The 18,135-nt window shown below is 52.6% G+C and carries 17 protein-coding genes, 1 tRNA gene and 1 riboswitch; of the genes, 14 read left to right on the top strand and 4 right to left on the bottom strand.

The window, feature by feature from the left end:
• The first annotated feature begins 8 nt into the window (after positions 1–8).
• From fni to L1N82_RS09850, 3 genes are read left to right on the top strand one after another with little or no spacing between them, the layout of a single operon-like run.
• Positions 9–1,082, top strand: coding sequence for a type 2 isopentenyl-diphosphate Delta-isomerase (gene fni, locus L1N82_RS09840; protein ID WP_235287204.1), 1,074 nt, complete (start codon positions 9–11; stop codon positions 1,080–1,082).
• Between the two features lie 27 nt (positions 1,083–1,109).
• Positions 1,110–1,853, top strand: coding sequence for a class I SAM-dependent methyltransferase (locus L1N82_RS09845; RefSeq protein WP_235287205.1), 744 nt, complete (start codon positions 1,110–1,112; stop codon positions 1,851–1,853).
• Between the two features lie 2 nt (positions 1,854–1,855).
• The gene (locus L1N82_RS09850) at positions 1,856–2,854 is read left to right on the top strand and encodes an MBL fold metallo-hydrolase (RefSeq protein WP_235287362.1); all 999 of its coding nucleotides are present in this window, start codon (positions 1,856–1,858) and stop codon (positions 2,852–2,854) included.
• 196 nt (positions 2,855–3,050) lie between these two features.
• On the opposite strand, the gene L1N82_RS09855 is transcribed toward L1N82_RS09850, so the two are convergent.
• The gene (locus L1N82_RS09855) at positions 3,051–3,590 is read right to left on the bottom strand and encodes a phosphatidylglycerophosphatase A family protein (protein ID WP_235287206.1); all 540 of its coding nucleotides are present in this window, start codon (positions 3,588–3,590) and stop codon (positions 3,051–3,053) included.
• A gap of 128 nt (positions 3,591–3,718) precedes the next feature.
• Between L1N82_RS09855 and L1N82_RS09860 the strand changes: the two genes are divergently transcribed.
• The 3 genes from L1N82_RS09860 (at position 3,719) to L1N82_RS09870 (ending at position 6,424) form a co-directional block, all read left to right on the top strand.
• Positions 3,719–4,789 carry a GerMN domain-containing protein gene (locus tag L1N82_RS09860; RefSeq protein WP_235287207.1) on the top strand — a complete coding sequence of 357 codons (1,071 nt, stop codon included), beginning with the start codon at positions 3,719–3,721 and terminating at the stop codon, positions 4,787–4,789.
• Between the two features lie 202 nt (positions 4,790–4,991).
• The gene (gene rph, locus L1N82_RS09865) at positions 4,992–5,738 is read left to right on the top strand and encodes a ribonuclease PH (protein WP_235287208.1); all 747 of its coding nucleotides are present in this window, start codon (positions 4,992–4,994) and stop codon (positions 5,736–5,738) included.
• The gene (locus L1N82_RS09870; RefSeq protein WP_235287209.1) at positions 5,735–6,424 is read left to right on the top strand and encodes a non-canonical purine NTP pyrophosphatase; all 690 of its coding nucleotides are present in this window, start codon (positions 5,735–5,737) and stop codon (positions 6,422–6,424) included. Before rph ends, L1N82_RS09870 begins: the two co-directional genes overlap by 4 nt.
• 103 nt (positions 6,425–6,527) lie before the next feature.
• Here the strand turns inward: L1N82_RS09870 and asnB are convergent, their stop codons facing one another.
• The gene (gene asnB / locus L1N82_RS09875) at positions 6,528–8,372 is read right to left on the bottom strand and encodes an asparagine synthase (glutamine-hydrolyzing) (protein WP_235287210.1); all 1,845 of its coding nucleotides are present in this window, start codon (positions 8,370–8,372) and stop codon (positions 6,528–6,530) included.
• Positions 8,373–8,507: 135 nt separating this feature from the next.
• Between asnB and L1N82_RS09880 the strand changes: the two genes are divergently transcribed.
• Both L1N82_RS09880 and L1N82_RS09885 read left to right on the top strand, forming a co-directional pair.
• Entirely contained in the window at positions 8,508–8,858 is a 351-nt protein-coding gene (locus L1N82_RS09880) for a hypothetical protein (protein WP_235287211.1), read from the top strand.
• Entirely contained in the window at positions 8,855–9,199 is a 345-nt protein-coding gene (locus L1N82_RS09885) for a hypothetical protein (RefSeq protein ID WP_235287212.1), read from the top strand. Before L1N82_RS09880 ends, L1N82_RS09885 begins: the two co-directional genes overlap by 4 nt.
• A gap of 34 nt (positions 9,200–9,233) precedes the next feature.
• Here the strand turns inward: L1N82_RS09885 and L1N82_RS09890 are convergent, their stop codons facing one another.
• Complete coding sequence (locus L1N82_RS09890; RefSeq protein WP_235287213.1) at positions 9,234–10,142, bottom strand: YihY/virulence factor BrkB family protein; 909 nt, start codon at positions 10,140–10,142, stop codon at positions 9,234–9,236.
• A gap of 349 nt (positions 10,143–10,491) precedes the next feature.
• A riboswitch (cyclic di-GMP riboswitch) is annotated at positions 10,492–10,584 on the top strand.
• A gap of 126 nt (positions 10,585–10,710) precedes the next feature.
• Between L1N82_RS09890 and L1N82_RS09895 the strand changes: the two genes are divergently transcribed.
• From L1N82_RS09895 to L1N82_RS09905, 3 genes are all read left to right on the top strand, one after another.
• The gene (locus tag L1N82_RS09895; RefSeq protein ID WP_235287214.1) at positions 10,711–12,396 is read left to right on the top strand and encodes a pyridoxal phosphate-dependent decarboxylase family protein; all 1,686 of its coding nucleotides are present in this window, start codon (positions 10,711–10,713) and stop codon (positions 12,394–12,396) included.
• Positions 12,386–14,134 (top strand): methyl-accepting chemotaxis protein, encoded by a 1,749-nt coding sequence (locus L1N82_RS09900; RefSeq protein ID WP_235287215.1) that lies wholly within the window; start codon positions 12,386–12,388, stop codon positions 14,132–14,134. The genes L1N82_RS09895 and L1N82_RS09900 overlap by 11 nt, the downstream gene beginning before the upstream one ends.
• A 163-nt stretch (positions 14,135–14,297) precedes the next feature.
• The gene (locus tag L1N82_RS09905; protein ID WP_407946734.1) at positions 14,298–14,507 is read left to right on the top strand and encodes a PLDc N-terminal domain-containing protein; all 210 of its coding nucleotides are present in this window, start codon (positions 14,298–14,300) and stop codon (positions 14,505–14,507) included.
• Between the two features lie 78 nt (positions 14,508–14,585).
• On the opposite strand, the gene L1N82_RS09910 is transcribed toward L1N82_RS09905, so the two are convergent.
• Positions 14,586–14,659: transfer RNA gene (locus L1N82_RS09910), tRNA-Arg, on the bottom strand.
• A 367-nt stretch (positions 14,660–15,026) separates the two neighbouring features.
• Between L1N82_RS09910 and L1N82_RS09915 the strand changes: the two genes are divergently transcribed.
• The 3 genes from L1N82_RS09915 (at position 15,027) to clpP (ending at position 18,120) form a co-directional block, all read left to right on the top strand.
• Positions 15,027–15,911: a hypothetical protein gene (locus L1N82_RS09915; protein WP_235287216.1), complete on the top strand. Its 885-nt coding sequence runs from the start codon at positions 15,027–15,029 to the stop codon at positions 15,909–15,911.
• A gap of 89 nt (positions 15,912–16,000) precedes the next feature.
• Positions 16,001–17,302, top strand: a complete 1,302-nt coding sequence (gene tig / locus L1N82_RS09920; protein WP_235287217.1) for a trigger factor — start codon at positions 16,001–16,003, stop codon at positions 17,300–17,302.
• 224 nt (positions 17,303–17,526) lie between these two features.
• Positions 17,527–18,120: an ATP-dependent Clp endopeptidase proteolytic subunit ClpP gene (clpP, locus tag L1N82_RS09925; protein WP_111148446.1), complete on the top strand. Its 594-nt coding sequence runs from the start codon at positions 17,527–17,529 to the stop codon at positions 18,118–18,120.
• Positions 18,121–18,135 lie beyond the last annotated feature (15 nt).

Consider the following 18,135-nt stretch of genomic DNA (forward strand, 5'->3'; position numbering starts at 1 on the left):
GTCGATCTATGAAACGGGAGCATGAAACGATACAGAATGCAGGACGCCTCACGGCCAGGCGCAAGAGCGAGCATATCCGAATCTGTCTGGAAGAACAGGTAGAAAGCGGATTAACGGCCGGCTTTGAGAGCTACCGGTTTCGGCATGCTGCCGTTCCGGAGCTGAATTTTTCGGATATAGGGACGGGCGCTTATTTCTTGGGGAAGAAGGTGGCGGCTCCTCTGCTGATCAGCTCCATGACAGGCGGTACGGATGAAGCTGGCGCCATCAATTTGCTGCTGGCCGAAGCTGCAGAGGAGCGGGGCTGGGCAATCGGGCTCGGCTCGATGCGCGCAGCTATTGAGGATGGCGAGCTCGCCCCGACCTTTAAAATCAGGCAGGCAGCCCCTACTATACCGGTTCTCGCGAATGTCGGAGCCGTTCAGCTGAACTATGGCTTCGGTGTGGAGCAGTGCCGTGAAATCGTGGAGCTGGCGGAAGCGGACGGTCTTGTCCTCCATCTGAACAGCATGCAGGAAATCTTCCAGCCCGAGGGAGACACCAACTTCAGGAATTTGCTGGCACGGATTGAAACGCTGTGTGCGAAGCTGGAGGTGCCGGTAGGGGTCAAAGAGGTCGGCTGGGGCATAGACGGCGCCAATGCCGTCCGGCTGGCAGAGGCTGGCGCAGCCTTTATAGATGTGGCCGGAGCTGGCGGAACCTCATGGAGCCAGGTAGAAAAACACCGCAGTACGGATAAGGTCCGCAGAGAAGCGGCAGAGGCCTTCACGGATTGGGGAATTCCGACAGCCGAATGCATACATGAGGTGCGCTCCTGCTTAAAGGATGTCACTCTCATAGCAAGCGGCGGCCTGAGAAGCGGGGTGGATGCAGCCAAAGCGCTTGCCCTTGGCGCGGATTTGGCCGGCTTTGGCCGCTCCCTGCTGGCAGGTGCGGCAGTTGGCGGACGCGAAGAGCGTCTGGCCGCGATTTATCATCAGCTGGAGCGTATTGAGTTTGAACTCAAGGCTGCCATGTTCGGAATAGGTGCGGCGTCACTTGAGGAGCTGCATGGAACAGACCGTCTGGTGCGTTTATCATAAGCAGGGATCTACAGGAGGTACATAGTCGTGGGGGAATGGTTTGAACACAGCTTCGGCGAGGATTATATGGTTGTTTATAAGCATAGGGACTGGGATAACGCGTACCGTGAGGTCTGCAATATGGTGGGTTATTTGGGGCTTGCGCAAGGTGCCGAGGTGCTGGATGTAGGCTGCGGGATGGGCAGGCATGCACTTGCCCTTCATGACCTGGGCTTTCGGGTCACCGGGATGGATCTCTCGGAACAGCTGCTGGCAGAGGCGCGGGCCAGGGACACTGAGGGAAGTGTTAGGTGGGAGCGCGGGGATATGCGGTGCTTGCCGTTTGCGGACGGCCAGTTTGACGGGACGGTAAACTTCTTCACCTCCTTCGGCTATTTCGAGGATGAGGCGGACAATAGGACGGTCATTAGGGAGCTGAGAAGGGTTTTGAAACCCGGGGGCCGGTTCCTGATTGATTTTCTGAACCCGGTGTATGTGCAGGCGAATCTGGTTCCGCATTCGGAACGCACTGATGGGGATACGGGCTGGATCATTCGTGAGGACAGACGGATTGAATCAGGAGCAGTCATCAAGGATATTCGAATCATTCTGCCTGATGGCAGGGAGCGGGTATATACAGAGCGGGTAAGGCTCTATCAGCTGGACTGGTTTAATAGGGAGCTGGCTGCTGCAGGTCTGCAGCTGGAACGGGTATACGGAAATTATGACGGGACGGATTATGACAGCCGGGAATCACAGCGGCTGATTATGACAGGGGGCGTAACCGCTTGAGTATGACTGGGAACGGGCTTCCTCTCCAACTGTGCGATAATGGCTGGATTCGGGTGAAGGTTCCGCTTCCCTTCTCCCTCCGTTATGTTAACAGCTATCTTCTGCCTGAAGGTGAAGGCTGGACGCTGATCGATCCTGGGCTGCATACCCCCGAAGCGGCAGCCTTATGGACTGAGGTGCTTGGAGGACTTTCTGTTACGGCAGGCCAAATTAATCAGATTGTGCTGACACATCAGCATCCCGATCACTACGGGCTGGCCGGGTGGTTTCAGGAGCAGTCCGGGGCGCCTGTCTACATGTCGCGGGAGGCACACCGTTATGCAACCAGATTATGGGGAGAGGACCGCAGCTTTGATAGGGAGCTTACCGGGCAGTTCAGGCAGCATGGCATGCCGGATGTTCTGCTTGAACAGATAGCCGGCCATCTGGCCAGCTTCGTAGAGCGTGTAAGCCCGCAGCCGAATGTCACCTATATTGAGGAAGGCATGAGTATGATGTTCGGCGGCAGAACGTGGGAGCTGCTTCACACGCCGGGTCATGCCAGCGGGCATATTTGCTTCTATGATCATACCGGTCTGGACATGATTTGCGGTGACGCTGTGCTTCCGGGAATAACGCCCAATATCAGCCTTGTTCCGGGTGAGCATCCTGACCCGCTCCAGCAGTTTCTGGACAGCCTGAACCGGCTGTCGGGCCTCGAAGTCGGCATGGCTTATCCCGGGCACAGGGAACCGTTTGCCGGTTTTCGCGGAAGGGTTCAGGACTTAATCACCCATCATGAGCAGCGTCTTCAACTGATAGAGGGGCTCCTGGAAAAGCCTGTGACCGGTTATGAGCTTTGTGAGCGTCTGTTCGGTGCGCGGACAATGGGCAGTGCCCACAATTTACGGTTCGCCATGTCCGAAACGCTTGCCCATCTTGAGCATCTGGTGCAGAAGGGCCGGGCGGCTGCAGTGCAGGATGGCTCGGGCCTGTTCAGATACGTCAGGGCAGCTGTATAGCAACCTGGATAGCAACCCGGTCAACAGAACCGATCAACAGAACCGATCAACAGAACCGGTCAACAGAACCAGTCAACAGAACCAGTCAAAGACTTCATACAGTATAAAAAGATCGCCAGCGTGTCCGTGGAGGACTTGCGCTGGCGATTTGCTTGTTGCGGCCCGGGTAACAGTCGCCTAACAGGCCATTCTATGCTTAGTCGATCGGTACATTCATATTGCCTTCCCGCTCTGCTTGTTTGCGGTGGGCAATCCGGCTGCTTGCGGAAGCGGCAATCGCGCCCACAATATCGTCGAGAAAGGTGTGGATTTCACGATCCGACTTATCGTTCAGGCGCATAAGTACGCCGGGCTTCAGTTTGTCAATGTAGCCGAAGTTGGTGAAGCCGATACTGCCGTAGACGTTTACAATGGACAACGCCAATACTTCATCGCAGCCATATAAGCCTTCATCATGCTTGATCATTTCCTGCAGCGGCGGCAGCAGCTTGCCCTCCTCCGCCAGCAAATCAAGCTGAATGCCTGTCAGGACGGCATTTTGGACTTCCCGCTTGGAGAGAACCGCATTGACGTTCTGCTCACATTCTTCAATGGTCAGATCCGGGAAATAGGCCTGCTGGAGCACCATGACGAGCTCGGCAATTTCCCTCTTTGTGACCCCCCGCTTCTCAAGCCATTCTTCGGTTGCTTGTGCGACGAGCTTGCTGTTCAGGCTGTACTTGCTTGGATCAGACATGTTCAACACCCCTTGTACGATTTTGGCCGTTAGTGGTCTAAAAAGAAGAAGGGCTCGTATACATAGTACTACAAAACGATGGTTGTACCAAATTTCGGACACACAAGCAAAGGGGAGGCTCGGATACTATGATTCGAACTGGTGGATGGAAGAGAAGGGCGGCGCTGGGGGTGCTCACTATACCGCTGCTGACGGCCGGATGCGGACTGCTGCCCGGCCAATCGGCAGAGCAGATCGATCCGCCTGTGGTTCAGTATAATATGGGCAATGAAGAGGCAGCGCAAGCGGGAGCTGCCCTAGCGGACACGGCTGCGAAGCAGGGGGGGCAGCAGCTGACGGTTTACTTAAAGGACAGCGCAGATTATCTGGCACCGGTAACGCTGACGGCTGACCCGGCAGAGGAAGCAGGGGAAGCCGGCCGTATCGCGCTGGAAATGATGGTGGAGGATGGACCGCATGCGGGTGAGCTGCCGGCCGGTTTCCGTGGGATTTTGCCTAAGGGTACCGGTGTCAGTAGTGTACACATCGATGCCAAGCAGAAGCTGGCAACCGTTGATTTTACCAAGCCGTTTACAGACTATAGCCTTCAGGACGAACGGAAAATTGTCGAAGCCATCACCTGGACATTAACTGGCATTGCCGGTGTTGAGCAGGTAGAGATTCTGCATGAAGGGGAGAAGCTGGCGGAGATGCCGGTGGATGGATATCCGCTCAGCAAGCCGCTAACCCGACAGATCGGCATTAATCTTGAAGTAGGTCCTGGTGTGGAGCACAGCCAATCCATGCCGGTAACACTGTACTTCTCCGCGTTGTCAGAGGATAACAAGCAGTATTATGTGCCGGTTACACGTCTAGTTGACCGCAGTGAGGAGCCGGCAAGGGAAGTTCTTCAGCAGCTGATATCGGGGCCTCTGGACACCCGTGAACTTAACTATGTCATGACATCGGATGTCGAGGTAAAGTCTATCAGCTTGAAAGGCGACACCGTAACCGTAGAGCTGAACGAGGAAACCTATGAGGAGGGCCAGCAGCTCCCGGCCGAGATGCTTCAGGCAGTTGTACTGTCCGTCACCGAGAATACGGGTGCAGCAAAGGTGTTAATCCGCGTCAACGGCTTGTCGGATGTGGTAGATACCAACAACCGCTCCTATGCGGAGCCGGTGGGAAGGCCCGATTTCGTGAATGCGCTGAAGGCTTGATAGGAAGAGGAATCAGGCCACTAAACCGAGAAGGGGGACCTGCCTGGTGCGCGGGTCCTCCTTCATTATGTGCAAGGTATAAGTAAGCGCTGCAGAGACTCTGATAACCGCTGTCCGGCCCACGGGATGCTTTTCGCTGATGACTTTGGTAAAATAAGAAAGGCTTTCAAGGCCACCATAAGATTGTCAGGAGGCATACCGGATGAGAACAGATAAACGCCAGAGCGATGAGCTGAGGCCGGTTACGATACAGTTGAATGTTAATAAATATGCTGAGGGCTCTGTATTGATTGAGATGGGCGAAACCAAGGTGCTGTGTACGGCGACTGTGGAAGAGAAGGTGCCCCAATTCATGAAGGGGCAGGGCAAAGGCTGGATCAATGCGGAATACTCTATGCTGCCCAGAGCGACCCAAACCCGTAATCAGAGGGAGTCGGCCCGCGGGAAGCTTACTGGTCGTACAATGGAAATCCAGCGCCTTATTGGCCGTGCGCTGCGTTCGGTCGTTGATCTTCAGGCGCTCGGTGAGCGGACGATTACACTGGATTGCGACGTAATCCAAGCGGATGGCGGAACGCGCACTACATCGATAACAGGCGCTTTTGTTGCTCTGTCGCTCGCTGTACATAAGCTGGCGCAGCAGCACAACTTCGCCAGATATCCGATCACCGATTACCTTGCATCTGTCAGCGTCGGGGTCATCAAAGAAGAGGCCCTTCTTGATCTTAACTATGAAGAAGACTCGCAGGCCAAGGTGGATATGAATGTGGTCATGACCGGTGCGGGAAAATTCGTGGAGATTCAGGGCACGGGTGAGGAGGCACCATTCTCCCGTGATGAATTGGACATGCTGCTGATGCTTGGCGAGACAGGCATCCGTGAATTGGTCGGCAAGCAGCGCGAGGTACTGGGCGATGCGGGCAGCAGGATTGGAGTTCAGCTGGTATGAGTGCGGCAGGCAGCGGTAATACGGTTATCGTAGCAACGAAGAATGCAGGTAAAGTCCGCGAGTTTGCCCATGCATTTGCCCCGCTTGGTTTAAGCGTTCACAGCATGTTCGATTATGATCATCTTCCCGAGATCGTGGAGGATGGGGACACCTTCCGGGCAAACGCCAGGAAGAAGGCGGAGTCGGTTGGCCGGGCACTTGGTCTGCCTGTCCTAGCGGACGACTCCGGCCTTGAAGTGGCACTGCTTGACGGGGCGCCCGGCGTCTATTCCGCGCGTTATGCCGGGGAAGGTGCCAGCGATAGGGCAAATAATGAGAAGCTGCTGAGCGAGCTCGAACGGATCAGGAAGGAGCGGCCGGAAGCTGCCGGAGAACTGTATAACAGGGATGTGGCTGGCAGGCTTCCTGATGGCGCTGAGGTTCTCAGCCGGGCGCGTTTCGTGTGCGCGCTGGCATTCTACAATCCGATCTCCCGTACCTTCACAGAGTCAGAGGGGTTTGCGGAGGGCTGGATAATTAACCGTCCCTTCGGCGAGGAAGGCTTCGGGTACGACCCGCTCTTCTGGGTTCCTTCCTACAACCGGACGATGGGGGAGCTGTCCAAGGATGAGAAGCAGTCCATCAGCCATAGAGGGCAAGCGCTGAAACGGCTGATTGATGAGCTTGGCGGTTTACGGACGGACTAACTAGCATATAGACCGATCATAAGGATGAAAAAAAGGGCTGGTCCACTCCTGTTCGCACTGAACAGGTTTTGGACCCAGCCCTTTCTTGCATGCATAGTCATCTCTATCGGATAGAGACCTTATAGGTTCGAAGCCAGGTATCAACTTGTGTCAGGTAGGCAAACAGCTGCGGACCGGACATCAGCTGTCCAAACCAAGGAATGTTGGAGGTGGCAGCATCCGACTCGGCAATCTCTCTAATTTTCTTGACATTAATCAGCTGCAGCAGCGGCGAAGAGCTGTCCGCGAGCACTTCCAGCAGGCGGCTTCTCACGGCCTCCAGATAATTAGGGTTATGTGTCTTGGGATAAGGGCTCTTCTTGCGGGTTAAGACATCATCGGGAAGCACTCCCTTGAGCGCTTGACGAAGAATGCCCTTTTCCCGGTCACCGGCCGTCTTGATCTCCCACGGGATATTGAATACATACTGAACAAGCCTGTGGTCGCAAAACGGCACGCGGACTTCGAGCCCGACAGCCATGCTCATCCGGTCCTTGCGGTCGAGCAGAGTGGGCATGAAGCGGGTAATATTCAGATAGGACATTTCACGCATCCGCTGCTGGGCAGCATCTTCACCTGCGAGCGTCGGAACCTCACCGATTGCTTCAGCATACCGGGCTTCGATATAATCCAGCGGCTTGATCCAATCGGCAATATCCGGGGCCAGCAAATCCGCACGCATGCCGGACGCAAGCGCCCAGGGAAAGGTCCGAGCCTGCAGCGATTCCTCCCGGTGGAACCAGGGGTACCCGCCGAATATTTCGTCAGCGGCTTCACCGGATATGGCAACGGTGGCATTCTGCTTGATCTCCCGGCAGAACAAATAGAGGGAGGCATCCACGTCCGCCATGCCCGGAAGGTCTCGGGCGAATACCGCTTCATCCAGCGCACCGGCCAGCTCAGGCGTGTCAAAATAGATGTTGTGATGCCGCGTCCCCAGATGCTCGGTCATCCGCTTAATCCAGGGTGCATCAGCATTTGGCTGAAAGGCATGCGCTTTGAAATGCTTGTCGTTGTCAACATAGTCAACGGAGAAGGTGTCCACAATACCTTGACCGGTGGAGTTGTAGTAGTTGACGGCCAGGGTAGTGAGAGCGCTGGAGTCCAGTCCGCCGGACAGGAGCGTACAGACCGGTACATCGGAGATAAGCTGGCGTTCCACTGTATCGCGCAGCAGCTCGCCGACCTTCGAGGCCGTTGTCTGTACATCGTCTTCATGGGGCTGGCTCTCGAGCTTCCAGTAGGTCTGAACACGAACTCCGGATCTGTCGACCGTCAAGCACTGGCCAGCCCTAAGCTCGGTGAGCTCACGATATACGCCTTGTCCCGGGGTTCGTGCTGGACCGATAATGAAGATTTCCGCAAGTCCTTCTGCTCCCACCTCCGGTTTGAAGGAGGGATGGGCCAGTATAGCCTTCGGTTCGGAACCGAAGATGAACAATCCTTCCGTGCGGCTGTAAAAGAATGGCTTCACCCCGAGCCTGTCACGGGCTGCAAACAGCTTTTGTTCATTCGAGTCCCAGACGGCAAAGGCAAAGATGCCATTGAAGCGCTCCAGTGCTTCTGGTCCCCATTCCACATAAGCGGCCAGCAGAACCTCCGTATCACAGGTTGTGGTGAAGGTATGCCCGCGCGATACCAGTTCCTTCTTTAACTCCAGAGCGTTATACAGCTCTCCATTGTATACCAGAACGAATGTATTGTCTCCGGCTTGCCTGATCATGGGCTGCAGGCCGTTCTCAGGATCAATCACGCTTAGTCTGCGATGGCCGAGCGCACAACTCGCAGTAATCCAGGTTCCCGAGGCATCGGGTCCCCGCGCTGTGAGCGTATCCGTCATTTTTTCTAGTGTTGCGCTTTCCTGGGTCAGATCATGCGACCAATCGATCCATCCGGTGATTCCGCACATATCACTCAGTCCTCTCCCGTCTTTATTTCCGTCATAGCGCGGTAATGGAGATATATGCGGAACAGAGGCATAAAATGTCTGTCCCCTTGGAACTCTAACCGTGCAGATATTTTCACAAATGAGGAGCTGTACGGCATGCAAACTGGCAATGGGGCGTATTTTGCCCGCAAACCTTTCTATGTGTCTGTAAGTGCCGGGCAAATACTGGAGGATCCCGGGGCCGCTGCATACGAATTGGAGATCAGAGCAAATGAGGAAGAGCTGAACAAACTGCAGGAGCTGTTTGAAGAGCTCTCGAGCATGGACGAGGCGCAGGTGTTTCATTTTGTGAAGCATCCCTATGGCACGGCCTCCCGTGATGAGATTAATGATGGATATGAGGCAATTTTGGCCGACATATATAAGCTTTTGCACATGCTGGGCACAGATGAAACCAAGAGGCATATTGAGAGCATGCATACGAATGAGCCGGAGGGAACGGTATGATACAGGTCATCCATGCAGCATTTAGAAGAGTTGCGGATCGGGAAGGAAGGACGTGTGGTGAAGTGGAGGTGAACACCAATCAGGCGGAAGCGCCGAAGGTGCTTGTTTATTTTGCCCCTGCTAAGGATAATGACTTTGAAGTGGTTGCCATCGTCAAGAATGACGCGGATTATGAGATCGACTGGTATGACAACAGCATGCATCAGGCTTTCACCGATGAGACGGCACTGTTCGAAGCTGGCGGGATGAAGAAGAGCGGGGAAGAGCAGGCATCCTTCAAAGATCAGGTCTTGTCGCACGGGAACATCAGGGAAGTGCTTAGACGGGAGCTTATCGGATAGGAACAGATATAGCCTTGAAAAAGAATAACAAGCCTTACGACCTGGCGGAAGTAGGCTTGTTCTTGTTTATATTCCAGCTAGGGGAAGACACACGGCTCTGTGCCGTACGAGGTTTCCGGTCCTTCCCGCCGAGAGCTGCGGTTGCATTGATCTCACCGCCGAGCACAATAATGATGGCGCTTATATACATCCAGATCAGCAGAACCATAACGGCCCCGAGGCTGCCGTACGTCTTGGTGTAATTACCGAAGTTATTCACGTAGAAAGAGAACAGCAGCGAGGTCATAATCCAGCCGATCGTGGCAAATGCGGATCCTGGTATGACCTCCTTCCAGGTCAGCTTGCGGTTCGGTGTTACCCGGTACAGCAGCATGAATACACCGAACATGACAAGAAGCGGTATAACATATTTCATTATGCCCCAGAGAAGCTCAAATCCCGCCGGATACCCCATCCATGAGAACATGTACTCGCCAAGCACCCGGCCGAAGACAACCATCAGCATAGCCAGCAGAATGACTACGGCCAGCACGAGTGTAGACAATATTGCAATTCCTCTAACCTTCCAGAAGGGACGGGTCTCCTCTTCATCATAAGCTTTGTTAATTCCCTTGATTACCGCATTGATACCGTTGGAAGCCGCCCAGATCGTAGCCAGCATACCAAAGGAGAGAAGAGCGCCGCTCTGGTTGCTCGTGACTTCATTAACGATTCCGCGGACGGTCTGGCCTGTTTCCTCAGGCAGCAGCTTGATTAATTGTTCAATCAACTCACTGCCGGACAGATGCGCATAACCCAAGACACTGACAAGAAAAATTAAAAAGGGAAAGAATGCGAGTATCAAATAGTAGGTAAGCTGCGCCCCCAGTGCAGGCACTTCATCGTCCTTAACACGGGCATACAGCTGCTTGGCAAAATGAATCGTTCTTTCTTTGCGGTTCATCGGCAGCCTCCTTCCTATTTCCCGGTTATTTTATGCTCTATTACCCTGGCTTGATTGCCGATAATCGGCAGGGTGAAGCTGTTTAGGAATAGAAGACTAGTGGTCGTTAAGTTTTGTTATAATTCGACATTATTTTCGTGATTGTTATTGATTTGTCGACTTGAAAATAGTATTATGAAGCCATTCTTTAAAATCTCAAAGTCTTCCATTTCTTAAGATCATGCAACTAATAGACTAGAGGAGATGAGAGATTAGAAGTCAGGATTTTGCTAGCTCGGGAGGGGAAGAGTACGCCAAAGCATGTTTATGTGGCGAGAATTATAATCAGTTGAGTGCCGCTGAATCTCTAATTATATAGGGGCAAAGCTGCCGAAAGGCAGCGACGCAAAGCTACAGGGACTACAATCGTTTATTTGTGCGGTAACGTCAGCCAGCTGCAAAGATAGCGTCCGGATGCTCCAACTGTCAGAAGCACTGAACGCTTATTTTGCTATGTTCGCCACTGTCAGGTGAAGTCGCGTCCAAACTGAGTTGTAAATTAATAAACAATAGAGAAAGAAGGTTTGTAATGGATAGGGAGAGTATAACAGACATCAGGCAGTTGTTTCCCAGTGATGATGGCAGCGCGGAGAGACGTCATGTAATGCTTGGTCTGTTTGAGCAGCTGCTCAAAGGGACGGATGCGCTGAAGGATCCGGATGCAGTTTACCTGAAGGGCAGCAAAGACCGGTCAGAATCATTTTACAACGACATACTGAAGACAAGCTCCGTGCCTGTCCAAGGAATGGAGCTCGAGGAGGTTGGAGACAAGCTGCTCCACTTGCTCCATGCGCATCCTTACCACACCAAGTATTTTCTGACCAATATTCTCCCTATGGCGAGTATCCCCGGGATAGTAGGCATGCTGGCTGCTTTTATGGTCAATGGCAACAATTTATGGGATGTATACGGTCCTGCAGGAGCGGAAGCTGAGGTCAACGTAATCGCGATGATGTCCCGAGTGGCCGGCTATGATCCGCTTGTCAGCGGCGGCTACACTACTTGGGGCGGACAAGGCGCTATCTTTACCGGATTAAGGATGGCTATCGCGAAGTTTGCCCCGGAAGCCAAGCGGAGCGGGGTTCCGGGCAATCTGTACGCGTTTTGCTCGGAAGCGGCTCACTACAGCTTATATAAATCGATGGAAGCGACCGGGCTCGGCAGCGACCGGCTGGTTCGGGTGCGGACACTCCCCGACAGTTCAATGGACATAGCGGATTTGAAGCGCAAGCTTGAGCAGGTGATTCATAAGGGAGGCATACCTGTTTATATCGTGGCAACGACCTCCACAACAGATGCCATGGGAATTGATGACGTGAGCTGCGTATACGCAACGGCACAAGAGGTAGCAGCTGCTCATGGCTTGCAGAGGCCTCATATTCATGCTGATTCTGCGCTTGGAGGATTTTTTGCTTTCTTCAACGATTATGACTTTGCAGCTAACCCGCTTGCTTTTTCCGCTCCAGTGCTTGAAGCATTGGAAGCAATCCGCAGCAGGATGATTCATCTGGGCCTGGCCGATTCGTTATGCTTTGATTTCCAGAAGCTCGGACAAACGCCGTATACGACAAGTCTTTTCCTGGTGAAGAACGCTCAGGATTTGAATCTGATCGATCTTGAGCCGGAGGAGACCCCTTATGTAGGACACCGCGGCTACGGCCAGTACCATACCGGCTATACGCTGGAATGCTCGCGAATGGCCAGCTCGATCAGTATCTATAGTGCTTTGCTGGCTTTCGGCGCGGACGGCTACCGGAGGCTTCTGGCACAGTTCGTGGAAGTAAATCTGGCTTTCCGTGCAGAGCTTGCGCTCCGTGCTCCTGAGCTTGTAATCGTTAATCCGGCCAATCCCGGAATAATTACGCTGTTCCGGATTTACCCGAAGGATGTACCGGGCTTCTCGGAGGAGGTAGCTGGCGAGTGCACGCTGGAGCAGATTACAAGAACGAATGAGATGAATGAACGGTTATTTGAGGCGCTCGGTGAAGGCCGGGACCGTATGTTCTTTGGTGATACCAAGAAACATCTGGTTGTGGAGACGAAGGACGGCAATCAGACCGCGCTATATGCCTCCAAGCTGTTCGTAATTTCACCTTATACGCAGGTTGAGCATGTAGGAGAGATTGTGACCTACTTGAAGCAAGCTGCAGCAACCGTAATAGCTGAATATGAAGCACAATCCATGAAGGAAGGTCTGGTTCCCCTTGAAGCGTAAGCCGACAACAACTCAACTATCATCAGGCAAAGGCAAGATCGGCATTACCCGTTCCCTGACAGGGAAAATTCTGTTATGCATTCTCCTGATTGTGCTGATGGCCTGCAGCGCCTTTGCGGTCTCAGGCACACTGATTAACAAGCAGCTCTCGGGCAAGCTGCTGGAGCAGTTTGATGTGCGTCTGCAAACAGACATCATGATCGCGCAGCAGACGATTCGTCAGGTACCGCTCTATAATGTTCCGATTCAAGCGCATCGGGATGCACGCTATAACGCAATCAAGAAGGCGCTTGAATCCCTCCAGGAGAATCACGGTCTTGAGAACATCTATATCCTGTCGAACCACAGCGGTACGGAGAGGATTGACGTACTGACCGGTCTGCAGGATGACTTCGGAACACCGTATGAATTCACGCCGGCGATGCATCAGGCGATTGAGAAGGATACGGTAGTGACCAGCGATATTTACAGTGATGAATTTGGCACTCATAAGTCAGTATTCTCCCCGATGAAGAACGCGCAAGGAGAGGCCTATGGCATTTTAGGTATAGATTTAGATGCCAGCGCCATCCCAGAAGCAGCCCGGCAGGTCCAGTTCACGACCATTCTGATTACCGTCATTGTGGCCGTTCTGGGCATTGGCATTGCGGTGGTTCTAGGGCGTATCGTAACAAGACCTATCCGAATTCTTATGGATGCAACTGAGAAGGTTGCTGCTGGCGATCTCAGCGAAACCTTCGAGATGAAACGGAATGATGAGCTTGGCAGACTTGCTTCATCCTTCAAAGCTATGGGCCATAACCTGCAGGGGCTGATACACCAGATTGCTAGCATGTCCCAAGAGATGTCAGCGACAAGCCGGATGCTGCATCATAATGCGCAGGGCACCAGTGAAAGCTCGGATGAAGTGGCACAATCCATGAACAAGCTCAGCGACGGGCTAACACATATTGTAAATAGTATTTCAACCAGCACATCGACCATCTCAGACATCGACAGTGAGCTTGCTGTAGTGACCGCAGAGGTAGGAAGCATGCGTGAAATCTCCTACCAGGTTAAAGGACAGTCCGAAGAAGGCCAGAAGCTGGTAGAACAGACACTTCAGCAGATGGAGACGATTCGGGATGTCATGCTCCACTCTCGTGAAGCCGCTCAGAAGCTAGGCGATCGTTCTAGAGAGATCGGCGAGATCATCGGTATCATCTCCGGCATATCCCAGCAGACTAACCTGCTTGCGCTCAATGCTGCCATCGAGGCCGCCCGTGTTGGTGAGCAGGGCAAAGGCTTTGCAGTTGTGGCAGGGGAGGTTCGTAAGCTGGCTGAGCAGTCTGCCGAAGCAGCTCTCTCCATTACGGAGCTGATTTCCAGCACGCAGGAGAACAGTAATCTCGTAATTGAGCGGGTAGCGGAGGGCTACCAGGCCGTTGAACAAGGTCACGGTTGGATTACCGGAACATATGCTAACTTCAGGGAGATTCAAAATGGCATCACAAACTATTCGGAGCGCACGGATCATCTGCTGGAGACATTAACCGGCTTTGAACAATCCTTCGCCAAAATAGCGGATGCCATGCAGCAGATATCGGGTGTTACTCAGGAGCAGGCGGCAGGCTTTGAAGAGGTGGCAGCCGCTTCCGAGGAACAGAGTGCGTCTGTGCAGGAAGTTACGGGTACAATTGGGCGGCTGTCCGAGCTTTCCGATGAACTGCAGAAATCCATCGAGAAGTTCAAGATCTGATAAGCATCAGTATAAGCAGTTGTGTGGACGTACCGTATATTATATTAGGTAGAAATACGTATACAGCCGGGGGCATCCGTTTTGGAGCGGCCCCCGGTTTTTAATTTTGATTATCAGGATAATGGGTAACGTAAGATTAAAGAGACAGACATATAAAGGAGGGATGATTGTGGAGCTGCTATTTGTAAGCGGACTGACCGTGATTATGTTCATAGCTGGATTATATCTGCTTAATATTATCACAAGCATCTGGGCCTACAGGGATGCGCGGAGCAGGGGGAGAAGCCGGGAATTCTGCTTGCTTGTACTTGTCGCTACGCTGATCTTCCCGATCTTAGGGCTTATTATATATCTTATTGTCCGCAACGATTGATGGGATCTGTTGAAATATGAGGTCAAAAGAAAAGAACCGCTTCATAAGAAGCGGTTCTTCGCCATGTATAACTAGGAACGTCCCAGGAGGGATTCGAACCCCCGACAACTCGCTTAGAAGGCGAGTGCTCTATCCAACTGAGCTACTGGGACAAGATGCAAGCGAGACAGAAACATAGATTATTGTATCATATCTGTCTTGCCCGTGCAAGCATTAATTCGGCATCTGCAATAATTCCATCATCCTGAATTTCAGATGCATTAGAGACAGCAATGGTTATATTAGCACAGAAAAGGGTAAAAATCAATATAGGAAGAAATGAGTCTTTTCTTTCAGTTGACAGGTCATGCTATACTTAATGAACGAAATCGATGATGGGCCTTCACCCGAAAGGCCCTGTGTTCGTACAGCACCAGGCGCGGCGGGCCTGGATCGCATGTTTAAAGGCGGTGATTCCTTATTACGACCCCTAACCATCCGCATGAGGATTCGAAGGATAATGTTTATCTGTTTCCGAAAATGCTGGATCACTATCAGATTCAGCTTACCCGGCTGCTGGAGGCGGAGCAGTTTGGCGAAGCCAAAAAGCTGCTGCGGTTCCTGCTCAATTGCCAGGGGGAAGAAGAGCATCACTACGAGGAGTGGCGAAACCTCCTTGCCTGGATAGAAGTCGCTTTCCCCGAAAAGGGTGAGGGCGGTCCCTTTATTGAAGAGGCTGAGGATGAAGATGAGCGGTTGATGAGGGAGCAAGCTCTCGGCTCCTCACAAGCTGAAAATTCGGATGAGGACTATGTACGCCAGGTTCTTCACATCATGCAGCATCATCCAGTGCTGGAACAGCAGCTGTTAGCGCTTGAACGCGCGGTATACCTTAACAGTGACGTGGTGGACCGGACGCTGCTTGAATGGCTGTCTCATGAGCCTTTGCACCCGGCCATCCAGTTTAAAGCCCTGCAGTGCCTAAGGAGACGTGGCGTTTCCGGGAGAATACATATTGCTGACCGGGCTGGTGAGTCGGTGGAGCTTGATATCGAATCCACACCTCTTGCTATGGAGGAATTCCCGGAAGCGGTTATTGCCATTTTGGAGAGAGTTGAGCAGATAACGGAGGTTTCCGATCCGACACTTCCTCATTTTGCCCGCGAGCTGTGGAAGGAGTACCTGCAGTTTCTGTACGGCACCTCCGATTACAACCGGATGCTCGATCCTGATGAGGCGGTTGTTGACAGCTGGGCTGCAGCTCTCCATATGAATCTGCTGCTGGTTGCATACGGATCGGCAGATGATGAAGCAATACGCGATACATACGGAATACCGGAATCCCTCAGGTTTCGTTACGAGCAGGCCTGCAGAGCGCTCAGGCGCGTTGGGATTACCGGTATCGACCCGTCAGGACAGCCTTGATATTGGGCTCGATGTTAGTTTATAATGGAATGGTTTAAAATCGTGAATAGAATTGACGGATGTGTCAGTTTTGGAGGGGAAGGCATAATATGAAAGCAACTTGGGAAACAATAGAAAAGAATCAAGGTATCCTGAACGTTGAGGTGGATGCTGATCAAGTGACAGAAGCGCTCGACAAGGCGTTTAAGAAGGTGTCACAGAAGGTTAATGTTCCGGGCTTCCGGAAGGGCAAGGTGCCCCGCGGCATCTTCGAAGCGCGTTTTGGCGTGGAAAGCCTGTATCAGGATGCAATTGACATTCTGCTTCCTGATGTATATTCGGCTGCCGTACAGGAAACTGGCATTCAGCCTGTTGATCGTCCTGAAATCGATGTCGAGCAGTTCGGCAAGGGCCAGACTTTCATCTTCAAAGCGAAGGTGACAGTTAAGCCGGAAGTAAAGCTGGGCGAATACAAAGGGCTGGAAGTGCCGGCTGTGAGCACAGAAGTAACCGAAGAAGAGCTGAATGCAGAGCTGGAGCGTCTTCAGCAGCGTCATGCCGAGCTCGTTGTGATCGACGAAGGCGCGGTTGAGAACGGCGATACGGCTGTTATTGATTTTGACGGTTATGTGGATGGCGAGCAGTTTGAAGGCGGCCAGAGCGAGCGTTATTCGCTGGAGATCGGTTCCGGTTCTTTTATTCCGGGATTTGAAGAGCAGATCATCGGCATGCAGACTGGCGACTTTAAAGATGTGGAAGTAACCTTCCCTGAGAACTATCACGCTGAGCATCTGAAGGGCAAGCCGGCTGTATTCAAGGTGAAGCTGCATGAGATCAAGCGTAAGAACCTTCCGGCTCTCGATGACGAGTTCGCAAAGGATGTCAGTGAATTTGATACGCTTGATGAGTACAAGCAGGACTTGTCCGCCAAGCTGAAGGAACGCAAGGAAAAGGAAGCGGAGCAGGCTCGTGAAATCGCGGTTGTAGACAAAGTAGCAGCCAATGCTGAGGTGGATATTCCTGCTGCGATGATCGCAACAGAAACCGACTTCATGCTTCGCGACTTTGAGAATCGCCTTCGTATGCAGGGTATGAACCTGGAGCTGTACTTCCAGTTCTCCGGCCAGGACGAGGCAGCTCTTCGCGAGCAAATGAAGTCCGATGCCGAGAAGCGCGTTCTGAACAACCTGGTGCTGGAGCAGGTTGCGAAGGAAGAGAACATCTCGGTTACCGAGGAAGATGTGAACGAAGAGCTCGAGAAACTTTCCGCATCGTATAACCGCCCTGTGGAAGAGCTGCGTGATATCTTCACGCGCAATGGCAACATCGAGAACCTGAAAGAGGACTTGACGCTCCGCAAGACGATCAAGTTCTTGCTTGATAACAGCAAAACAACTACGGAAGTGGCATAAGGCCGCGCCCGTCATAACCCAATTACAGAGATAAGGCACGTACTTCAGGCACGTGCCTTATTTCGCCCCTACATAGCTTTTTGTATAAAAATGGGGAATTTCCCCCGATACATATTGGTCATAGGCGCCCGTATACTGTACTACACCAGAAAAATGACATGCAGAGCTGAACATGATAAAATGGTAATTGGTATTCGATCCCGAAAAGAAAAGAGGTTGGTCACATGAATCTTGTACCGATCGTGGTAGAGCAAAGTAATCGGGGAGAACGATCCTACGATATTTATTCCCGACTCCTTAAGGACCGGATTATATTCCTTGGGAGCGCTATTGATGATGATGTGGCCAATGCCATCATCGCGCAGCTGCTATTCCTTGCAGCTGATGACCCGGAGAAAGACATCCATCTCTATATCAACTCGCCAGGTGGTTCGGTAACGGCGGGAATGGGTATTTACGATACGATGCAGTTTATCAAGCCGGATGTATCGACGATATGCGTCGGTATGGCCGCAAGTATGGGGTCGCTGCTGTTGACAGCCGGCGCCAAAGGCAAGCGACTGGCGCTGCCAAACAGCGAAGTAATGATCCATCAGCCGCTTGGGGGAGTACGCGGTCAGGCGACCGATATCAAGATTCACGCCGACTGGATTCTGAAGACCAAGCAGAAGTTGAATCAGATTTATGTGGACCGTACCGGCCAACCGTACGACAAGATCGACCGTGACACGGATCGGGATTATTTTATGAGTGCGGATGAAGCGCTGGCTTACGGGCTTATTGATAAGGTCGTCACCACGCCCACGCCGAGCATATAGTCATTACGAAGAAGG

The organism is Paenibacillus tarimensis (assembly GCF_021532315.1).
GTDB lineage: Bacteria > Bacillota > Bacilli > Paenibacillales > Paenibacillaceae > Paenibacillus_I > Paenibacillus_I tarimensis.

Excerpts from the sequence above, each read along its gene's own strand:
- fni (WP_235287204.1), top strand. The coding sequence starts at position 9 with ATGAAACGGGAGCATGAAACGATACAGAATGCAGGACGCCTCACGGCC.
- L1N82_RS09850 (WP_235287362.1), top strand. The coding sequence starts at position 1,856 with ATGACTGGGAACGGGCTTCCTCTCCAACTGTGCGATAATGGCTGGATT.
- L1N82_RS09855 (WP_235287206.1), bottom strand. The coding sequence starts at position 3,590 with ATGTCTGATCCAAGCAAGTACAGCCTGAACAGCAAGCTCGTCGCACAA.
- L1N82_RS09860 (WP_235287207.1), top strand. The coding sequence starts at position 3,719 with ATGATTCGAACTGGTGGATGGAAGAGAAGGGCGGCGCTGGGGGTGCTC.
- rph (WP_235287208.1), top strand. The coding sequence starts at position 4,992 with ATGAGAACAGATAAACGCCAGAGCGATGAGCTGAGGCCGGTTACGATA.
- L1N82_RS09870 (WP_235287209.1), top strand. The coding sequence starts at position 5,735 with ATGAGTGCGGCAGGCAGCGGTAATACGGTTATCGTAGCAACGAAGAAT.
- asnB (WP_235287210.1), bottom strand. The coding sequence starts at position 8,372 with ATGTGCGGAATCACCGGATGGATCGATTGGTCGCATGATCTGACCCAG.
- L1N82_RS09880 (WP_235287211.1), top strand. The coding sequence starts at position 8,508 with ATGCAAACTGGCAATGGGGCGTATTTTGCCCGCAAACCTTTCTATGTG.
- L1N82_RS09885 (WP_235287212.1), top strand. The coding sequence starts at position 8,855 with ATGATACAGGTCATCCATGCAGCATTTAGAAGAGTTGCGGATCGGGAA.
- L1N82_RS09890 (WP_235287213.1), bottom strand. The coding sequence starts at position 10,142 with ATGAACCGCAAAGAAAGAACGATTCATTTTGCCAAGCAGCTGTATGCC.
- L1N82_RS09895 (WP_235287214.1), top strand. The coding sequence starts at position 10,711 with ATGGATAGGGAGAGTATAACAGACATCAGGCAGTTGTTTCCCAGTGAT.
- L1N82_RS09905 (WP_407946734.1), top strand. The coding sequence starts at position 14,298 with ATGATTGTGGAGCTGCTATTTGTAAGCGGACTGACCGTGATTATGTTC.
- L1N82_RS09915 (WP_235287216.1), top strand. The coding sequence starts at position 15,027 with ATGCTGGATCACTATCAGATTCAGCTTACCCGGCTGCTGGAGGCGGAG.
- tig (WP_235287217.1), top strand. The coding sequence starts at position 16,001 with ATGAAAGCAACTTGGGAAACAATAGAAAAGAATCAAGGTATCCTGAAC.
- clpP (WP_111148446.1), top strand. The coding sequence starts at position 17,527 with ATGAATCTTGTACCGATCGTGGTAGAGCAAAGTAATCGGGGAGAACGA.